This is a genomic window from Pandoraea sp. LA3 (assembly GCF_022696215.1).
Taxonomy (GTDB): Bacteria; Pseudomonadota; Gammaproteobacteria; order Burkholderiales; family Burkholderiaceae; genus Pandoraea; species Pandoraea capi.
This window is the reverse complement of the sequence record NZ_PTPY01000035.1, coordinates 444,542-462,775: the sequence shown is the minus strand read 5'-3', so window position 1 is coordinate 462,775 and position 18,234 is coordinate 444,542. Positions and strand designations below refer to the sequence as shown.

General features: G+C 63.9%; 15 protein-coding genes and 1 pseudogene. 4 read left to right on the top strand and 12 right to left on the bottom strand.

Features of this window, described 5'->3' with window-relative positions:
• Positions 1-22 precede the first annotated feature (22 nt).
• Both C5N93_RS17425 and C5N93_RS17420 read left to right on the top strand, forming a co-directional pair.
• On the top strand, positions 23-1,174 hold the full coding sequence (locus C5N93_RS17425; RefSeq protein WP_242560269.1) for an FAD-dependent monooxygenase: 1,152 nt from the start codon (positions 23-25) through the stop codon (positions 1,172-1,174).
• Between the two features lie 56 nt (positions 1,175-1,230).
• Positions 1,231-2,613, top strand: coding sequence for an MFS transporter (locus C5N93_RS17420; protein ID WP_242560268.1), 1,383 nt, complete (start codon positions 1,231-1,233; stop codon positions 2,611-2,613).
• Between the two features lie 109 nt (positions 2,614-2,722).
• On the opposite strand, the gene C5N93_RS17415 is transcribed toward C5N93_RS17420, so the two are convergent.
• The 7 genes from C5N93_RS17415 to C5N93_RS17385 all read right to left on the bottom strand — a co-directional run bounded on the left by C5N93_RS17415 (position 2,723) and on the right by C5N93_RS17385 (position 11,426).
• Positions 2,723-3,961, bottom strand: a complete 1,239-nt coding sequence (locus tag C5N93_RS17415) for an AMP-binding protein (protein WP_242560442.1) — start codon at positions 3,959-3,961, stop codon at positions 2,723-2,725.
• Positions 3,962-4,083: 122 nt separating this feature from the next.
• On the bottom strand, positions 4,084-4,896 hold the full coding sequence (locus C5N93_RS17410) for an ABC transporter ATP-binding protein (protein ID WP_242560267.1): 813 nt from the start codon (positions 4,894-4,896) through the stop codon (positions 4,084-4,086).
• 146 nt (positions 4,897-5,042) lie between these two features.
• Entirely contained in the window at positions 5,043-6,317 is a 1,275-nt protein-coding gene (locus C5N93_RS17405; RefSeq protein WP_242560441.1) for an ABC transporter substrate-binding protein, read from the bottom strand.
• Positions 6,318-6,455: 138 nt separating this feature from the next.
• Positions 6,456-7,532, bottom strand: a complete 1,077-nt coding sequence (locus C5N93_RS17400; RefSeq protein WP_242560266.1) for a branched-chain amino acid ABC transporter permease — start codon at positions 7,530-7,532, stop codon at positions 6,456-6,458.
• A 55-nt stretch (positions 7,533-7,587) separates the two neighbouring features.
• A complete protein-coding gene (locus tag C5N93_RS17395; RefSeq protein ID WP_242560265.1) occupies positions 7,588-8,502 on the bottom strand; it encodes a branched-chain amino acid ABC transporter permease in 915 nt (304 codons plus the stop codon).
• A gap of 41 nt (positions 8,503-8,543) precedes the next feature.
• Positions 8,544-9,350, bottom strand: a complete 807-nt coding sequence (locus tag C5N93_RS17390) for an ABC transporter ATP-binding protein (RefSeq protein ID WP_150722964.1) — start codon at positions 9,348-9,350, stop codon at positions 8,544-8,546.
• A 102-nt stretch (positions 9,351-9,452) separates the two neighbouring features.
• Entirely contained in the window at positions 9,453-11,426 is a 1,974-nt protein-coding gene (locus C5N93_RS17385; protein WP_242560264.1) for an AMP-binding protein, read from the bottom strand.
• 346 nt (positions 11,427-11,772) lie between these two features.
• Here C5N93_RS17385 and C5N93_RS17380 point away from each other — a divergent pair, with 346 nt between their 5' ends.
• Complete coding sequence (locus C5N93_RS17380; protein WP_069341281.1) at positions 11,773-12,444, top strand: Crp/Fnr family transcriptional regulator; 672 nt, start codon at positions 11,773-11,775, stop codon at positions 12,442-12,444.
• 26 nt (positions 12,445-12,470) lie between these two features.
• Positions 12,471-13,034: pseudogene (locus tag C5N93_RS17375) on the top strand (GNAT family protein); the annotation flags it as partial.
• Between the two features lie 577 nt (positions 13,035-13,611).
• Here the strand turns inward: C5N93_RS17375 and C5N93_RS17370 are convergent.
• The 5 genes from C5N93_RS17370 to C5N93_RS17350 all read right to left on the bottom strand — a co-directional run bounded on the left by C5N93_RS17370 (position 13,612) and on the right by C5N93_RS17350 (position 18,231).
• Positions 13,612-14,712 (bottom strand): diguanylate cyclase, encoded by a 1,101-nt coding sequence (locus tag C5N93_RS17370; RefSeq protein ID WP_150722961.1) that lies wholly within the window; start codon positions 14,710-14,712, stop codon positions 13,612-13,614.
• Between the two features lie 290 nt (positions 14,713-15,002).
• The gene (locus C5N93_RS17365) at positions 15,003-15,359 is read right to left on the bottom strand and encodes a RidA family protein (protein ID WP_069341285.1); all 357 of its coding nucleotides are present in this window, start codon (positions 15,357-15,359) and stop codon (positions 15,003-15,005) included.
• Positions 15,360-15,414: 55 nt separating this feature from the next.
• On the bottom strand, positions 15,415-16,848 hold the full coding sequence (locus C5N93_RS17360; protein ID WP_242560263.1) for an NAD(P)/FAD-dependent oxidoreductase: 1,434 nt from the start codon (positions 16,846-16,848) through the stop codon (positions 15,415-15,417).
• Complete coding sequence (locus C5N93_RS17355) at positions 16,845-17,153, bottom strand: (2Fe-2S)-binding protein (RefSeq protein ID WP_069341287.1); 309 nt, start codon at positions 17,151-17,153, stop codon at positions 16,845-16,847. Before C5N93_RS17355 ends, C5N93_RS17360 begins: the two co-directional genes overlap by 4 nt.
• A complete protein-coding gene (locus C5N93_RS17350) occupies positions 17,131-18,231 on the bottom strand; it encodes an FAD-dependent oxidoreductase (RefSeq protein WP_069341288.1) in 1,101 nt (366 codons plus the stop codon). The genes C5N93_RS17355 and C5N93_RS17350 overlap by 23 nt, the downstream gene beginning before the upstream one ends.
• Positions 18,232-18,234: the final 3 nt, after the last annotated feature.

Sequence of the window (18,234 nt, the reverse complement as noted above, 5' to 3'; positions counted from 1 at the left end):
ATCCCCCTTTGAGGAGACTCTCATGAAAATCGCCGTCATCGGTGGCGGGCCCGCCGGCCTGTATTTCTCGCTGCTCATGAAGCAGCGTCATCCGGAAGACGAAATCGTCGTCCATGAACGCAATGCGGCGAACGCGACCTATGGCTGGGGCGTTGTCTTCTCCGACATCGCGCTCGCGTTTCTGAAGGAAGCGGACGAAGCCTTCTTCCGAAAGTTCACCGCGCACCACACCCGCTGCGACCACATGGAAATCGTGCATCAGGGCGTGCCGGTACGCCTGAGCAACAACCATTTCTCTCGCACCTCTCGTATCGACATGCTGCGCGTGCTGCAACAGGCGTGTGAAGACGCCGGTGTCGACGTGCGTTATCAGAGCCACGTCACGGACCCCGCACAACTCCCTGACGCCGATGTCGTCATCGCGGCCGACGGCGTGAACAGCGAAGTGCGCACACGCATGGCCGAGCACTTCTCACCGAGCTTCGACGAACGCCGCAACAAGTTCGCGTGGTACGGCACCTCGCAGTTGTTCCATCCGGTGTCGCTGATTTTTCGCGAAACGCCGCACGGCGTATTCATGGCGCACGCCTACCAATACAGCCCGGAGCGCTCGACGTTCCTCGTCGAGGTCGATCCCGAGACGTGGGCGCGCTGCGGTCTCGACACCGCGACCGAGGACGAAAGCCGCGCCTTGTGCGAGCAGATCTTCGCGCAAGAGCTGGGCGGTCACCCGTTGCTGACGAACCGCTCCCACTGGTTTCAGGCACGCGTGGTCAGCAATGCCCGCTGGTCGCACGGCAATGTCGTGCTGCTCGGCGATGCGCTGCGTAGCGTGCACTTCTCGCTCGGCTCCGGCACCCGCATGGCGATGCAGGACGCCATCGCGCTGTTCGAGGCGATCTGCGCCAATCGCAACGACGTACCGGCGGCCTTCGCGGCGTTCGAGCAGAGCCGCCGCAGCGCGTCGGATCGCTTTCAGGATGCCGCCCGGCGAAGCCTCGACTGGTACGAATCGGTCGATCGACGCATGCACCTCGACCCGGTGAGCTTCGCCTACGACTACATGCTGCGCACCGGCCGTGTGACGCACGAGGACCTGCGCGAGCGCGATCCAGCGTTCATCGCGCAGGTGGAAGCGAACGGCGCCACCTCACTCCACGGGCACGCCGCATAGCGGCGGTTGCCGCCACAAGCCCACGACAAAGCAAAAAACACAGACAGGAGACTTTCATGGAACAGCCGACCAGCAGATCCTCGCCCGTCGACGTGCGGGACTTCATCAACGCGAGCCCCGTCTCTCGCTTTCAGATCATGATCAGCGCGATGTGCTTTCTGATCGTCGCGCTCGACGGTTTCGACATCGCCATCATCGGCTTCATCGCGCCACACATCCGAAGCGAGTGGCAGTTGTCGATGGTCTCGCTCGGGCCGCTGTTCAGCGCCGGGTTGCTGGGCCTGATGGTCGGGGCGTTCTGTAGCGGCCCGGCGGCCGACCGCATCGGACGCCGCCTGGTGCTGATCCTGTCCGTGGCGGGCTTCGGGGCCGCGAGCGTGGGCGCGGCGCTGGCGCCCAACGTCGAATGGCTGATCGCCATGCGCTTTCTGACGGGACTGGGCCTCGGCGGTGCAATGCCCAACGCCATCACCCTCACCTCGGAATTCAGCCCCGAACGGCGTCGCGGCACGCTGCTCACGCTCATGTTCTGCGGTTTCTCGCTCGGCTCGGCGCTCGGCGGCGTGGTCACGGCGTATCTGGTGGCCGGCATCGGCTGGCGCGGCCTGCTCGCGCTCGGCGGGCTGCTGCCCCTCGCGCTCGTGCCCGTGCTTTGGTTCACGTTGCCGGAATCGGTGCGCTTTCTCGCGATTCGCGGTGGGACGCAGGCCCGGATCGCAGCGATTCTCTCGCGCGTCGCGCCTGGACGCATGCACGCCGGTCTGCATTTCGTCGCCACCGACGACCGCCTGCCGTCTTCGCCCGTGGCGCAACTGTTTCATCGCGATTACCGACGCGGCACGTTGTTGCTCTGGCTGGCGTTCTTCATGAGCCTGTTGCTGCTGTATCTGCTCATCAACTGGCTGCCGATTCTCGCCCAGCGTAGCGGGCTCACGCTCAAGCAGGCGTCGATGTTTGCGGGTTTGCTGCAAGGCGGCGGCGTGCTGGGGGCGATTGTGCTCGGCGTGCTGATCGACCGGTTCCATCCATACAAGGTGGTGGCGGCGGCGTACGTGCTGGGCGCCATTTCGCTGGCCTCGCTGGCGGTCGCGGGCAGCGCCACCTGGCTGGCCATCGGCATCTTCGTGACGGGCTTCTGCGTCAGCGGCTCGCAGGTCTGTGCGAACGTCATCGCCTCGGCCTATTACCCGACCTCCAACCGGGCGACGGGCGTGGCATGGGCGCTCGGCATCGGCCGAATCGGCGCAGTCGCGGGATCGTTCGGCGGCGCCATTCTGCTGGCCGCCGGCTGGAGCAACGCGGGGCTGTTCTCGCTGCTCGCCCTTCCCGCGATACTCGCCGCACTCGGTATCCTGCTGGCCGGGTCGACGCATCGCAAGACCGTGCCAGCGGACGCGCCCGTCGGCAAGCCAGCGTCGGCAACCCTCGCAAAGTTGTGATCGAAGCGGCGCGGCGTTAGTGCCACGCCGCCCGAAAATGCAAAGGCGCGCAGAGGCTTACCCCTTGCGCGCCTTGTTGATGAAAGACGTCAGTGTCGTTCGGTGTCAATCAGTCGTAAGCCCGCGCATCCTCCACCAGCTTTCCGTCCGCCGGCAGCGAGCCTGCGGCGACGAAGTCGACTTCGCCGCGCAAGCGCGTCACGTCGCGGAACGTCTCCTGAACCCGCGCGGCGAGCCCTTCCGGCGGCGTATCGGTGGTCTCGCAGAGCAGACGCATCCGGTCGTCACCGACACGCCCTTCCACCCGCAGACGCACGCGGACCAGCTCCGGATAGCGCTTGCCGATCTCGCCGATCTGCCCCGGATGCACGAACATGCCCCGCACCTTGACGGTCTGATCGGCGCGCCCCAGCCAGCCCTTCAGGCGCACGTTCGTCCGCCCGCACGGACTGATGCCCGCCTCGATCGCCGACAGGTCGCCAGTCGCGAACCGGATCAACGGATAGTCCGGATTGAAGTTCGTCACCACGACCTCGCCGACTTCACCGTCCGCCACCGGCTTCGTGCCGCCCGGCTCCACCAGTTCGACGAGCACGTTCTCGTCGACGATCAGCCCCGCCTGCGCGTCGCTCTCGAACGCGATCAATCCGAGATCCGCCGTGCCGTACAACTGGCGCGCCGTAATCCCCCGCCCGTTGAACCACTCGCGCAACGACGGCGGCAGCGCCTCGCCGGATAACGTCGCGCGCCGGATGCTGCTGATGTCCGCGCCGGCCGCCTCGCTCTTCTCGATAAGAATCTTCAGGAACGATGGCGTCCCGGCGTACGCCACCGGCCGTAGATGACGAATCGCTTCCAGTTGCAGCTCCGTCTGCCCGACACCCGCCGGGAACACGCAGCAGCCCAGACGCGTTGCCCCCGTCTCGATCATCATGCCCGCCGGGGTGAAGTGATACGAATACGTGTTGTAGACGAGATCGCCCGCGCGTAATCCGGCGGCGAACATCGCCCGCGCGAAGCGCCACCAGTCGCTGCCGCGCCCGTCCGGCTCATAGATCGGGCCGGGCGATTGATAGACGTGAGCCAGCCCGCTGACCGGCGTCGCGTTCAGACCGCCCAACGGCGGGTGCCGCTGCTGGAAGGCCGACAGATCCGATTTGCGCGTGACGGGCAGGCCGGCCAGTGCGTCGCGCGAACCGATCTGGCTCGCATCGACGTCGCCCAGCGTCTCGGCAAAGTAGGCCGCATGCGTGCGGGCGTGGGCCACCTGCCCGGGCAGCGCGGCGAGCAGCGTCTGCTCGCGAAGCGCCGGCGCACGCGTTTCCAGCGTATCGAAGTATTGGTTCATATCCACGATGAGGCGATCAGGATTCAGGGACCCGCGCATGGCCATGCCCCTGGCAGCGTCTGGACATGCCGGCGTTCTTCCGGGTGCGTTCGGGTTCGTTTGTCTATCCGTTGTCTATCCGCTCAGGCGATCCAACGCTTGCGACGCCGGTAGCTCTTGACGTTACGGAAACTGCCCGCGCTGCTCGCGCCGTCCTTGGCGATGCCGAGATAGAACTCCTTGACGTCCTCGTTATCGCGCAGCACGTCGGCATCGCCGTCCATCACGACGCGACCGTTCTCGAGGATGTAGCCATAGTCGGCATAACGCAGGGCGGCCATGGTGTTCTGTTCGGCCAGCAGGAAACTGACGTTCTCGCGCTGGTTCAGATCTCGCACGATCGTGAAGATCTCTTCAACGATCTGCGGCGCCAGCCCCATCGACGGCTCGTCGAGCAGAATCATCGACGGCTGCGCCATCATGGCGCGCCCGATCGCACACATCTGCTGCTCGCCGCCCGACGTATAACCGGCCTGCGACTTGCGGCGCGTCTTCAGCCGCGGGAAATAGGCGTAGATGCGCTCCAGCGCGTTCTGCTGCGCACTGCGCGACGCGTGCCGCACGTAGCTGCCGGTCAGCAGATTCTCTTCGATGGTCAGATGGCCGAAGCAGTGGCGCCCCTCCATTACCTGGATCACACCGCGCTTGACGAGCCCGTTCGGGGTGAGCTTCTCGACTCGCTCGCCGCGATAGTCGATCGTCCCCTTCGTCACTTCGCCCCGCTCGGCATGCAGCAGGTTCGAGATGGCCTTGAGCGTCGTACTCTTGCCCGCGCCGTTGGCGCCGAGCAGCGCCACGATCTTGCCCTCCGGCACGATCAGCGACACGCCCTTGAGCACCAGAATGACGTGGTCGTAAATGACTTCGATGTTATTGACGCGCAAACTCGCTTCCATGCGTGACTCCGCAATCGTTGCTGCCGGGACCGGTGGGCGGTGGCGTCCCCCCGCCGGATCGTCCGATGTCTCGATGCGCCCCTCGCCCGTGCTGCGTGCCGCCATGCGGCGTCGGCGAGGGGCCTTACCTGAGCCTCTACCCGTCCTTACCCCTTGAAGCACGCCGGCGTCATGCCCTTTTCCTTGGCGTATTGCTTGGCCGACGCTTCGAACAACGGGTGGATCAGACGACGATTGCCCTCGATCCAGTCGGACACCATCACCCACTTGGCGCCGTCCCACTGCTGAATGCGCACCTTGCCCGAGCCTTCGTGGTCTTCGCAGCTCGTCTTGATGTCCGGCAGCAGGCCCGTCGCGCCGAGCGCCTTGAGACGGGCAGCGTCGATGTTCAGGTTCTCAAGCGCCCAGCGCACCTGCACCGGCGTGGAAACCTTGCCTTTACCGAACTTGTTCTGTGCGGTGTTGAGCGCCTCGACCGTCGCCACGGCCGCCGACACGCCACGGTTGTACAGGACCGAACCGACTTTCGACGGGTCCTGCATATTCCCCTTGCCCGCGCCGTACACGACCTTTTCGATGTCGGCGATGAGCGGCACCTGCTTGCCCGCCACGTTCCACGTCGCGCTCATGTAGCCTTTGGCCGCAGGCCCCGCCGGGATCGTGTCTTCCTCCGATCCCGCCCACCAGCTACCGACGATCTTCTCGCGCGGATAGCCGACCTTCTGGGCCGCCTTGAGCGCCGTCTGGTTCATCACCCCCCACCCCCAGAACACCACGTAGTCGGGGTTCTCCTGACGAATCCGCAGCCACTGCGCGCCCTGCTCGTTACCCGGGTGTGCCACCGGAATCTCGATCAGGTTGAACTTGTGAATCTTCGATTCGGCCTGCATGGCGACGATCGGCTCCTTGCCGTACGCCGAGTCGTGGTACAGGAACACGATCTTCTTGCCATTGAGCGATCCGCCGTTCTTGTCGGCGAGGAACTTGATGATGGCCGACGCCTGCATCTGGTACGTCGTCACCAGCGGGAACGCCCACGGGAACACGCTGCCATCTACGGCGTCGGTGCGCCCGTAGCCCATCATCACGAGCGGCACCTGATCGGTGGCCGTCTTGTCGATCAGCGCGTACGAAATGCCCGTCGCCATCACGTGATAGGCGGTGCCTTTCGTCACGGGGTTCTTGCCCTTGAGACGCTCATAGCACTCCACGCCCTTGGCGTTGTTGTACTCGGTCTCGCACTCTTCCCATGTGAGCTTGACGCCGTTCACCCCGCCGTTCTTGAGGTTGACGTATTGAAGATAGTCGATGAACCCGCCATAGAACGACTGGCCGTTGGCGCCATACGGACCGACGCGATAGTCCGCCAGCGCGATGAACTGCTCGTTCGACTGCGCGAACGACGTCCCTGCCACTCCCATCGCCCCTGTGCCGAGCGCCAGCGCCAGGCCCAACGATGTCGTCAACTGTTTCGTGTTCATGCTGTGTCTCCATCTGTGGTTTTGTGTGTGACCGAACTTGCACCGGCAATACGTGAATACGTGCCGGCTTGGCGAACCTCAATGCGGGAAGGGCCAGATGCGAAGCTTCTCCTTGGCGATCTGCCACAGCCGCGCCAGCCCATGCGGCTCGACAATCAGAAAGAAGATGATGAGACCGCCGAACACCATCATCTGGATGTGTGAAACCGTGGCGTTGGTGAACGGCAGATGCAGGAAAGTGGCGATGGTCGGCAAGGTGCTGTCGAGCAGGATCGGCAGCAACAGAATGAACGCCGCGCCCAGAAAGCTGCCGAGAATGCTGCCCACGCCACCGATGATGATCATGAACAGAATGCGGAACGACAGGTCGAGCGAGAACCCGTCCGGCTCGACGGAGCCGAGATAGCAGTACGCGTACAGTGCGCCGGCCACGCCGCAGTAAAAGGAACTTACCGCGAACGCGAGCAGCTTCACGCGCATGAGCGGAATGCCGATCACTTCGGCAGCGACGTCCATGTCGCGCACGGCCATCCAGGCGCGACCGATATGCGAGCGCACGAGGTTCTTGGCGATCAGCGCCATGACCGTCACCACGCCCAGCACGAACAGGTACTTGCGCACGGGCGTGTCGACGTCCACGCCAAACACGGAGATCTTCTGCGCCGTGATCACGCCCGACGAACTGTTGTTCGACAGCCAGGGAAATTTCGTCAGCACCCACAGCACGAAGAACTGCGCGGCCAGCGTCGCCACCGCCAGATAGAAGCCCTTGATGCGCAAGGACGGCAGCCCGAACGCAATGCCGACGAGCGCGGCACACACGCCGCCCAACGCGAACGACGCCAGAATCGGCATGCCCTCGATGCGCAACTGGAAGTTGTATGACGCGTAAGCGCCCACGGCCATGAATGCCGCCGTGCCGAGCGACAACTGCCCCGCGTAGCCCGTCAGCAGATTCAGGCCAAGCGCGGCGAGCGAGAATACGAGAAACGGCACGAGGATGGCGGTGAGCCAGTATTCGGAGGCAATCCATGGCAGCACCCCGAACGCCACCACGAGCAAGGCGCTCACGGCGAAGCGGTCCTGCCGGATCGGGAAAATCTGGCTGTCGGCAACGTAAGACGTCTTGAACTGCCCAGCTTCGCGATAGAACATGTGTGGCCTCTGCAATGAATGCTTACGCGGACATTCCGGATGGATCGCTCACCGCTCAGACGCGGTCAATGTGCCGCTCGCCGAACAGCCCTTCCGGGCGTACCAGCAGGAACAGCAACGCGAACACGTACGGGAACCAGCCCTCGATGCCGCCGAAATTTCCACCGAACTGGGCTTGCAACAACTGCGGCACGTAAATTTCCGCGAGCTTCTCCGCGGCGCCGATGATCAGCCCGCCTACAATGGCGCCCGGAATCGACGTGAAGCCGCCGAGAATCAGCACGGGCAGCGCCTTGAGCGCCGTCATCGTGAGCGCAAACTGCACGCCGTTACGCGACCCCCACAGCATGCCGGCCACCAGCGCGACGAAGCCCGACACGCTCCACACGACGACCCAAATGCGCTGCAACGGAATGCCCAGCGAGAGCGCCGCCTGATGGTCGTCGGCCACCGCGCGCAACGCGCGGCCGATGCTCGTCGCCTTGAAGAACAACGCCAGCAGCGCGACCAGCACGGCGGCGATACCGGCGGCCGCGAGGTCGAAGCTGCTCACCAGCACGCCGGTCGAGTCCATGATCGAAGCGATGGGCTCGTCCACGATGCCCAGCGACAGCGGACGCACCTCGTTGCCCCACAGCAGCGGCGCGAGGCCTTCGAGGAAGAACGACAGGCCGATCGTCGCCATGAACAGCGTGATGGGCGACTGGTTCACGAGCTTGCGCAACACGAAGCGTTCCGTGGCCATGCTCATGAGCACCATGACGACGAACGCCCCGATGGCGGCCGCCCACAGCGGCAGGCCGCGCTCCATGAGACCGACGACCGACAACGCCGCGAAATACACCATCGCGCCCTGCGCGAAGTTGAAGACCCCGGACGCCTTGAAGATCAGCACGAAGCCCAGCGCCACGAGCGAATACATCACGCCCGAGAGCAGACCGCCGATCAGGATTTCGAAAAAGAACTGCATCGATGTCTCCAGGTTACCTATGCGTCGGCAGCGGTCTACCGTCAGGCTGCCGCCGGCATGCCATGCGACGCGCCGAGATACGCGCGAATGACCTCGGGGTCGGTGCGCACTTGAGCCGGTGTGCCGTCGCCGATCTTCTTGCCGTAGTCGAGCACCACCACGCGATCGGAGATGTCCATCACCACCCCCATGTCGTGCTCGATCAGCACGATCGTCGTACCGAACTCCTCGTTCACTTCCAGGATGAAGCGGCACATGTCGCGCTTCTCTTCGAGGTTCATGCCGGCCATGGGCTCGTCGAGCAGCAGCAGCTCGGGCTCGGCAGCCAGTGCGCGCGCGAGTTCGACGCGCTTTTGCAGGCCATACGGCAACCGGCCGACCGGCGTCTTGCGGATGTGCTGGATTTCGAGGAAGTCGATGATCGCTTCGACCTTCGCGCGATTGGCCATTTCCTCCTGGCGCGCCTTGCCCCACCAGATCGCGCTGGCGAGCAGCCCGGCGCGCATGCGGGTGTTGCGTCCCGTCATGATGTTGTCGAGCACGGACATGCCCTTGAACAACGCAATGTTCTGGAACGTGCGCGCTACCCCCTGCCGCGCGGCAGCCGTGGGATGCATGCGCTGACGAACCTCGCCGCGAAAGACGATCGTCCCCTGCTGCGGGTGATAGACGCCGTTGATGACGTTAAGCATCGAACTCTTGCCAGCGCCGTTGGGGCCGATGATCGCGCGGATCTCGTGCGCCATCACGTTGAACGAAATGTCCGTCAACGCCTTCACGCCGCCGAACGACAAGCTGATGTGCTGCAAATCGAGTAAAACGTCGCCAGTCTTGCGGGGCTCACTCATACCGTCTCCTGCGGCAATGCCGGGCTGAAGTCAGTGCGGGGTCGGCGCAAACGCTGCGGCCTGGGGTTCACGACGCGCACGAGTGTCGTGAATCCGGGCATCTCAGGCCGCACAGCGCAATGTCGCAGGCGCAGGGTCGTCGACCGGGGCTCGCACCCCGACCACGCGCGCCGGATGAATCGTCAGCGTGGCGCTTACGCTGCCCTCGCGTCCGTCTTCGAATTTCACCGGCGTCTCGATGAACTGCGAGGCCTTACCCGTGTAGAACGCGTCGATCAGCACGTCATACTTCTGTGCGATATACGCGCGCCGCACTTTGCGCGTGCGCGTGAGCTCGTCGTCGTCCGGGTCCAGTTCCTTGTGCAGAATCACGAAGCGCTGAATCTGCGCGGCGGCGAAGGCCGATTCCTTCGCGAGATCAGCATTGACTTGCTCGATGCAACCGAGGATCAGATCCGCCACGAGCGGGTTGCTGGCGAGATCGAGGTAGCCGGCATAGGCGAGGTTCTGCCGCTCGGCCCAGTTGCCGACCGCATCCATGTCGATGTTGATGAACGCGCAGACACCGTCGCGGCCATCGCCAAACGCCACCGCTTCCTTGATATACGAGAAGAACTTGAGCTTGTTCTCGATGTACTTGGGCGCGAACAGCGATCCGCAGGCGAGTTTGCCGACGTCCTTGGCGCGGTCGATGATGCGCAGATGCCCGTCGGCGTCAATGATGCCGGCGTCGCCCGTGCGGAAGTAGCCCGCTTCGTCGAGCGCTTCGCGCGTGGCGTCCGGGCGCTTGTAATACTCCTTGAGCAACCCGACACCGCGCACGAGCACCTCGCCGTTCTCGGCAATCTTGATCTCCATGCCCGGCGCAACCGGCCCCACGCTGTCGAAGCGCACCTGACGATCCGGTTGCAGGCAGACGTAAGCACACGTCTCGGTCTGCCCGTAGAACTGCTTCAGGTTGATGCCGATGGCGCGATAGAAACGGAACAGGTCAGGGCCAATGGCTTCGCCTGCGGTGTACGCCGTGCGGATGCGGCTCATGCCGAGCGTGTTGCGCAGCGGGCCGTACACGAACAGATTCCCGAGCGCATATTGCAGCCGGTCGAACACCGGCACGGGGCGGCCGTCGAGCACGGCGGCGCCACAGCGGTTCGCCACGTTCATAAAATGCGCGAACATCTTGCGCTTGATACGACTCGCGTCCTCCATGCGGATCATGACCTGCGTGAGCACGTTTTCGTACACACGCGGCGGCGCGAAGTAGTAGGTCGGGCCGATTTCGCGCATATCCGTCGAAATCGTGTCGGGCGATTCGGGGCAGTTCACGGTAAAGCCCGCCACGAGCGCCTGTGCGTAGGAAAAGAGGTGGTCGCCGACCCAGGCCATCGGCAGATAGGACAGCACTTCGTCGCCCGGGCCGAGCCGGTCGAAGGTGCTGCCGTGATACGCCGCGCCGATCAGCCCCGCGTGAGAGTGGCACACGCCTTTGGGCTTGCCCGTCGTGCCCGAGGTGTAGAGGATGGTGGCCGTATCGTCGGGGTCCACACCGGCGACGGCGTCGTCGAAGTACCGCGGATGCTTCGCGTCGAACGTGCGCCCCTGCTCCAGGGCGGCATCGTAAGACTGCAAGCCGGCGGCGTGGTAATTGCGCAGACCGCGCGGGTCTTCGAAGATGATGTGCGACAGCCGCGACACCTGCTCGCGCAGCTCCAGCATCTTGTCGACCTGCTCCTGATCTTCGACGACGACGAAGTCGATCTCCGCGTCTTCGAGCACGTGCGCCATTTCTGCGGCAACGGCGTCCTGATACAACGGCACGGCGACACCGCCGAGCGCCTGCGCGGCCGTCATCGCCCAGTACAGTCGTACGCGGTTGTTACCGACGATGGCCAGATTGTCACCCCGTTTGAACCCGGCAGCCGCGAGCGCACAGGCGAGCATGCGCACTTCCTGCGCAGCCTCCTGCCAGCTCCAGCTTTGCCAGATCCCGAGATCCTTTTCCCGATACGCCGTGCGGGCGCCCCGTGTCGCGGCATGCGCCAGCAACAATCGCGGGAAGGTAGTCCGCTCCTGCATGCCAGTCTCCTGTGTCTCGCCACATTTCGACGTCAGTCGAGGGGGAGTGGCGTGGCTCGGTCGGCTCGCGTGCTTGCGGCACGCGACTTGTGGCTCGCAGCGTCTTCGTCCGACGCTATTTTTTGATTTGGAATGCCATACAGCGCGTACAGCAATAAAGCATATGCCATCAACAAGCGACTACGGCGACTACCGATATGCCGGGTAAATTTCAGCTTCTATACTTGTGTTTCGGCGCCATTTCAGAGCACCGTGAATGCTTGTCTCGCTTACCAGGCAGGGCCAAGATACCGCATGGCTCACGGCGGGTTTGTCACCAGGATGACAATCAAGGGAAAGTCCCTATATGTCGCTCGAAAGCTTGTTGCAGCGCAGCGTGTGGGCGCAAGGACTGACACCGGAACAACGCGCGCGCGTGATGGCGGAAATCCAGGTGCGCCCGGTCGAAAACGGCGGTTACGTGTGCCGCAAGGGCGACCCGACGCACGCCTGGTTCGGCGTGATCGAAGGGCTCGTGAAGATTACGACGGCCTCGGCGAGCGGCAAGTCCGTGACCTTTACCGGCGTGCCGGCCGGGGCATGGTTCGGCGAAGGGTCCGTGCTCAAGCACGAGATTCGCAAATACGACGTCATGGCGTTGCGCGATTCGGTTCTCGCGCATATGCCGATCGCAACGTTCGACTGGCTGCTCGACACCAGCATCCCGTTCAATCGCTTTCTCACGCTGCAACTCAACGAGCGATTGGGACAGTTCATTGCGGCGGTCGAACACGAACGCCTGCTCGATACGGATGCCCGCGTGGCACGCTCGCTGTCGTCCATGTTCAATCCGAACCTTTATCCGTCGGACGACAACACCGTACAGATTTCGCAGGAGGAGCTGAGCTATCTCGCCGGCGTGTCGCGGCAACGTGTGAACCTCGCGCTCAAGGTGCTGGAGCAGGCCGGGCTGGTGAAGGTAGACTACGGGGTGTTGACGATTCTCGATCTCGAAGGCCTGCGCGAATTCGGCATGTAGGCCTTCTCACCCCAACCGCACGACCCATGTCCACCCTTGCCTCCCCGGCCGTCGATTTCCGGCCCACGCTGCTCGGCAGCAGCGTCGAACTCCGTCCCCTCGAACGGCATCACGCGCCGGACCTCGTCGCAGCGGCGGCAGATGGCGAACTCTGGAATCTGAAAGTGACGGTCGTGCCGAACACCGACACCGTCGACGCCTACATCGACAAGGCGTTGAAAGGCCGCGACGACGGCACCGTCATCCCCTTCGTCATCGTCTCCACGGCCACCGGCAAGGTCGTCGGCCACACCCGCTTCTGGAAAGTGGACCTGGTGAACCGTAAGCAGGAAATCGGGCACACATGGGTCAGTGCGTCGGCACAGCGCTCGAGCATCAACACCGAAGCCAAGTCCTTGCTGCTGACCTATGCGTTCGAGACGATGCGTTGCGTGCGCGTGCAATTCACGACGGATGAGCTCAACGAGAAATCGCGCGCCGCGATTTTGCGCATCGGCGCGAAACAGGAAGGCATTGTCCGGCACGAACGCATCATGCCGGATGGCCGCAAGCGCAATTCGGTGCGATTCAGCATCATCGACGACGAATGGGGCCTCAACCCTCAGGCCACAGCAGTCACCGGGCCGAGCGGGCCGGCGGCAAACAGCACCAGACAGGGACAAATCATGCGTCGCGCGATGTCCAGCGCCTCGGTCTTCGTTTCGAGAAAGGCCGCTTCCCACGGATTCTTGACGTGATCGCTCACATAGATATTTAACTTTGGGTCGTACTGCGAACCGAAGAACTCGTTCCGAAAGTAGAACCAGACGACGTAGCCGCGTCGCGGTAGTTTCTCGGGAATCGGATGCACCGGGTACTCGTTTGCGGGCACCCGCTGCCTGAGCGAGATCCAGCGCTGGTAGTCCACACGTGTCGCAGTCATTCCATGCCTCCTTTGAAGAAAGGCCCCCACGGGGCGAGGCTTCATGATGCGGAAGAACACGCGACAAGAGTTACAGAAACTTCCGAATCACTGCGACTCGTGATCCGTCAATCAAAAGCGCCACGACCGGATTCGAAAGTTGCACTCAGGTGAACACGCAGATGGGCGACGGGCGGCGTCGGTATGCCGTCGTCCTGCTCCCCGCTTGACGGGGTCAATCGCGGTGTCCCGGCACGGCACCGCTGTCAGCGGAGCACCACGCCTTCGAAACCACCGTCGATATCGGCAATGACGATCCGGTCTTTCCCCGAGCGCTTGGCGGTGTACAACGCGTGATCGGCCATGGCCAGCCACGACGTCGGCGACACAAGATTCACTGTGTAATTCGCCACCCCGACGCTCAGCGTCACATTGCGTGACGCGTCGAGCCCTTGTGTCGCATCCGAAAACACGGCACAGACCTTCTCCAGCTTGCGGCGTGCCTTTTCGGCGGATTGCCCGTCGAACAGTACGCAGAATTCGTCACCGCCATATCGACCGATGACGTCATGACTGCCCAGTTCGGTCGAGAGGACATCCGACAGAATCCGGATCAGCGAGTCGCCCTGAAGATGGCCGTGCAGGTCGTTGATTTCCTTGAAACCATCGATATCGATCAGCGCGATGCTCGCGGTGCCCGTGCGTCCCAGTCGCTTGTCCGCAAAGCAGTTCGTGAGCGCTCGCATCCAGGATCGGCGATTGAGCAGCGACGTCAGATCGTCCTGATCGCTGATGCGGCGCAGCGTGCGCTCGCTTTTCGACAAGCGCTTCGCCAGACGAAAACTCGCAAGTCCAACGAGCGTCGGGTAGATCAGCAGCAGCGGCAGGCTCGCCACCAACTCCCGGAGCTCAATGCGGGTCTGCACCGTAAAGCCCAGCACGGTGCCGGTCAGGAGCGCACCGACGATCAGTGCCAGAAGGCCGTCGCGCAACATCCGGTACCCGCCAATGGACGCGTTGTGCATGAGCAGCACCGACACCAGCACGGCGGATGGCACACCGCTGAACTGCATGGCGACCACCCAGCCGCCGCCGAAGGCCGAATCGCACAGCAGATTGCGCCGCTCGGCCTTGACCGGATCGGGCGACGCCATGGCGATGACGTGGGCGAACGCAGGCCAGAGAAACGCGTTGAGCGCCCAGATCCCATAGCCGACGTGCGACGCCCCGGCCCGCTGGATGGCCGTGAATACCGCGATAGCGCTCAGGACACATCCCAGACTGCGCAGCCCCAGCACATGGCGCGAGAAGTCTCGCGCCTTCTGGGCCTGAGTACGCGTGGGCTGGTCTGTCGATGGATCCGTCATGTCGCCTGAGCTTTCGGCGGATACACGGTAGTTCGTGCCGAATTCGCTCGAAAAATGAGATAAATGTGCCGACTTGCTGCCGATAATGTGCCGGCTCGCGCATTATGCCTGCGCTCGCTGACTTCCAGCCGAACATCGCGACGCTCATTGGAAGCATTAAATTCACCAGTGCGTTGACCGTTTCACCGAGTTCCGGCGGTGATCGCGCCACGATGCGGCTGCGCCCGATGAAAAAGGCCCGCAGATGATCTGCGGGCCCAGGGTCTTTCGTACTGCCGATGCCGTACCTGTTATTTCGCCGCAGCGATCACGGCGATTTCGACGAGCAGGTCCGGCGCGGCCAGCTTCGACTCGACCGTCGCGCGCGTCGGGGTGTTGCCCGGGCTCGTCCAGGCGTCCCACACGGCGTTCATCCCGGCAAAGTCCGACTCGATATTCTTGAGCCACACCTGTGCGGACAACAGTCGCGACTTGTCGATACCGGCGTCCTTCAGATAGCCGTCGATCTTCGCCAGCACCTGCTGCGTCTGACCCGTGATGTCCTGACTACGGTCGTCGGCGGTCTGGCCACCGATGTAGACCGTTCCGTTATGCACCACCACACGGCTCATCCGTGCATTCGTGTGATGACGTTGAATATCGCTCATTACCACGTCTCCAAAAGGAATAAAAAGAGTAGATGAAAGGCGTTTGCCGTCTCACCTACTTGGGGAAACCTGCGCGTTCACTCAGGAATTCGGGCGCTTCGATCGCCGACGCCAGCTCACCCAGCGTGACCGGCTTGATCGGCGGACGGATGCGGTAGTAGCCGACTTCCGGCACCGGGCAGCCCTGCGCCTGCGCCAGCAGTTCGGCCACGGTCATGCCGCAGAACCGGCCCTGACACGGGCCCATGCCGCAGCGCGAGAAGGTCTTCGTCTGGTTCGGTCCGACGCACCCCAGTCCGGCCATGCGGCGCACGTCGCCTGCCGTGACCTCTTCGCAGCGGCACACGATGGTGCTGTCGTCAGCCGGCGCGCGAAAGCCATCGGCCGGCCGATACAGCGCGTCGAGGAACGGACGGATCGACGTGTGCGAGGCCAGTTCGCGACGCAGCGACAACGCCCGCGAGTCGCGCTTGGCGGCATCGAGCCTGCCCAGCTTCACGGCGGCCTGCGCGGCGGCGAGACGCCCGGACGGCTCAGCCGCCAATGCCCCGCCGATGCCCGCGCCGTCGCCTGCGACAAAGATGCCCGGCACACTGGTCTCGCCCCAGCGATCGGTTTTCGGACGCCAGCACAGCTGTGCCTCGTCCCACTCGTGATCGCAACCGATCGAGCGCGTGACCTGCGTATTGGGAATCACGCCCTGATGCAGCAACACCAGGGCCGTATCGATGCGTTGCGTCTTGCCGTCCACGACATATTCGATGGCTTCTGCCTGCGTCTTGCCGAGCACGCGCAACGACGACACCTGCTTGACGTGCTGTACGCCTGCCGCGCGAATCGCGCTCAGCAACTTGAAGCCCTTGAGCAGATAGGACGGCGCGCGCAAGGCGCCACCTGCGTGACGCAGCGCTTCGCGGCGCGCGCTCGCCTCGGCCGTGTCGAGAATCGCCCGCACCGGCACGCCGGCATTGATGAGCTGCCACGCGAACAGGTAGAGCAACGGGCCGCAGCCCGCCAGCACGGCCGGGGTATCCGGCACCAGCGCCGAGGCCTTGAGCAACGTCTGCGCCGCCCCGACCCCCATCACGCCGGGCAACGTCCATCCCGGAATCGGGAACGGACGCTCCTGTGCGCCGCTCGCGAGCACGATCGCGCCCGCTTCGATTTGCAGCGTGCCGCCGCCCGCACTCTGGCGCGTGACCGAGACGCGCTTGTCCGTGCCGATCTGCCAGGCGAGCGTTTGCGGCCAGTAGGCGATGTTCGCTTCGGTGAACGCGTCGACGAGCGCGCGTCCGCGCAGATAATCCGGCCCGAGCACGCCCGGATCGGCGAGCGGCGAGCGGCTCACGCTGCGGTAAATCTGACCGCCGGGCAGCGCGTTTTCATCGACGACCAGCGGCTCCAGTCCATGACGCTTCGCTTCGAGCGCCGCCGCCAGTCCCGCAGGTCCGGCGCCGACGACCAACAAATCCACGTGCTTCGTGCTCATGCCAAACTCCTTGCGCCATCCATGCGACGTACCTGCATTCCCTCGCGCACGGGCGTCATGCACCCCTGCCGGTTCGGTACCCCGTCGATCTCCACGAGACAGTCGAAACACACGCCCATCATGCAAAACGGCGCGCGGTCGCTGCCGGTCACGGGCGTCGTGCGACATGCCGTCACACCCGCGAAGAGCAAGGCGGCCGCCACGTTCATGTCCGTCGGCACATCGACCGGCGTCCCTTCGATAAACATCCGCACCGTCGCGCCATCCTTGCGCGCCAGCGACTTAAGCAGCGAAACGTTTGGCATAGAAATGATCCAGAAGCGCGGGGCGTTCGGCGCCGAGAATCCACGGCGCGATGGTTTCACAATGCGCAGCGGCAAGCGTCACGCCGCTGTGGCAGGTCGCGAGGAACGCGCCCGGACAGGCTTCCGATTCCTCGTAGATCGGCAGACCGTCGGCGGTCATCACGCGCAACGCGCCCCACGCGCGCACCACGCGCACATTCTTGAGAATGGGGAACGGTGCAATGCCCCGCCGCGCGATGTCGGCGAGCACGTCCGGCGTCACGCCATCGTTAAAACCCACGTCTTCGGCCGAGTCGCCGAGCATGACGGAGCCTTCAACGGTCTGACGCACATAGATGGTCGGATAGTCGAGGAACGGTTTGACACGCTCGGTCACGAGAATCTGCCCGCGCAGCGGCTTGACGGGGGCATTGAGGCCGACCATCGGTGCGAGATCGCGATTGCCCAGCCCGGCGGCAAGCACCACGCGGCCGGCTTCGAACGACACGTCGCCCATGCTGACGCGAAAGGCATTGCCCAGATGACGGATGTCGGTCACACGGCCGTTGGGCGCATACTCGCCCCCCGCCTGCTCGAACGCGGCGAACAGCGCGCGCAACGTGTAAAGCGGGCTCACGTGGCCGTCGTTAGGGGAATAGATCGCGCCGTGCACGTCGGGACCAATAGCCGGCAGACGTTCGGCAAGTGCATCGTGATCGAGCACTTCGTAGACGAGCGCGGGCTCGGCTTCCTTGAGCTTGCGCATGCTCTCGACCTTCACGGCAAGCTCCTCGGCGGTCTGCGCGATGTTGAAGCCGCCCGGCCGTTGAAAGCCGACGTCCACACCGGTACGCGCAAACAGCTCGTCGGCCATGCCCTGCCAGGTGTTCGCCGAGTGCAGCGACCAGCGTGCATAGTTGGTGCAGGTGCCTCCCTTGCCCTGCACCCAGACCAACCCGAAGTTGCCGCGAGCGGCGCGCAGCGAGTTGTCTTCGCCATCGCAAACGACGACGCGTTGTCCGCGCTTGGCGAGCCCGTAGGCAATCGCCATGCCGACGAGGCCACCGCCGATGACGGCGATATCGTATGTCTTTTGCATGTT

What these genes read in the sequence shown, in the direction of transcription:
- C5N93_RS17425 (WP_242560269.1), top strand. Translation starts at nt 23, where the DNA reads ATGAAAATCGCCGTCATCGGTGGCGGGCCCGCCGGCCTGTATTTCTCG.
- C5N93_RS17420 (WP_242560268.1), top strand. Translation starts at nt 1,231, where the DNA reads ATGGAACAGCCGACCAGCAGATCCTCGCCCGTCGACGTGCGGGACTTC.
- C5N93_RS17415 (WP_242560442.1), bottom strand. Translation starts at nt 3,961, where the DNA reads ATGAACCAATACTTCGATACGCTGGAAACGCGTGCGCCGGCGCTTCGC.
- C5N93_RS17410 (WP_242560267.1), bottom strand. Translation starts at nt 4,896, where the DNA reads ATGGAAGCGAGTTTGCGCGTCAATAACATCGAAGTCATTTACGACCAC.
- C5N93_RS17405 (WP_242560441.1), bottom strand. Translation starts at nt 6,317, where the DNA reads ATGGGAGTGGCAGGGACGTCGTTCGCGCAGTCGAACGAGCAGTTCATC.
- C5N93_RS17400 (WP_242560266.1), bottom strand. Translation starts at nt 7,532, where the DNA reads ATGTTCTATCGCGAAGCTGGGCAGTTCAAGACGTCTTACGTTGCCGAC.
- C5N93_RS17395 (WP_242560265.1), bottom strand. Translation starts at nt 8,502, where the DNA reads ATGCAGTTCTTTTTCGAAATCCTGATCGGCGGTCTGCTCTCGGGCGTG.
- C5N93_RS17390 (WP_150722964.1), bottom strand. Translation starts at nt 9,350, where the DNA reads ATGAGTGAGCCCCGCAAGACTGGCGACGTTTTACTCGATTTGCAGCAC.
- C5N93_RS17385 (WP_242560264.1), bottom strand. Translation starts at nt 11,426, where the DNA reads ATGCAGGAGCGGACTACCTTCCCGCGATTGTTGCTGGCGCATGCCGCG.
- C5N93_RS17380 (WP_069341281.1), top strand. Translation starts at nt 11,773, where the DNA reads ATGTCGCTCGAAAGCTTGTTGCAGCGCAGCGTGTGGGCGCAAGGACTG.
- C5N93_RS17370 (WP_150722961.1), bottom strand. Translation starts at nt 14,712, where the DNA reads ATGACGGATCCATCGACAGACCAGCCCACGCGTACTCAGGCCCAGAAG.
- C5N93_RS17365 (WP_069341285.1), bottom strand. Translation starts at nt 15,359, where the DNA reads ATGAGCGATATTCAACGTCATCACACGAATGCACGGATGAGCCGTGTG.
- C5N93_RS17360 (WP_242560263.1), bottom strand. Translation starts at nt 16,848, where the DNA reads ATGAGCACGAAGCACGTGGATTTGTTGGTCGTCGGCGCCGGACCTGCG.
- C5N93_RS17355 (WP_069341287.1), bottom strand. Translation starts at nt 17,153, where the DNA reads ATGCCAAACGTTTCGCTGCTTAAGTCGCTGGCGCGCAAGGATGGCGCG.
- C5N93_RS17350 (WP_069341288.1), bottom strand. Translation starts at nt 18,231, where the DNA reads ATGCAAAAGACATACGATATCGCCGTCATCGGCGGTGGCCTCGTCGGC.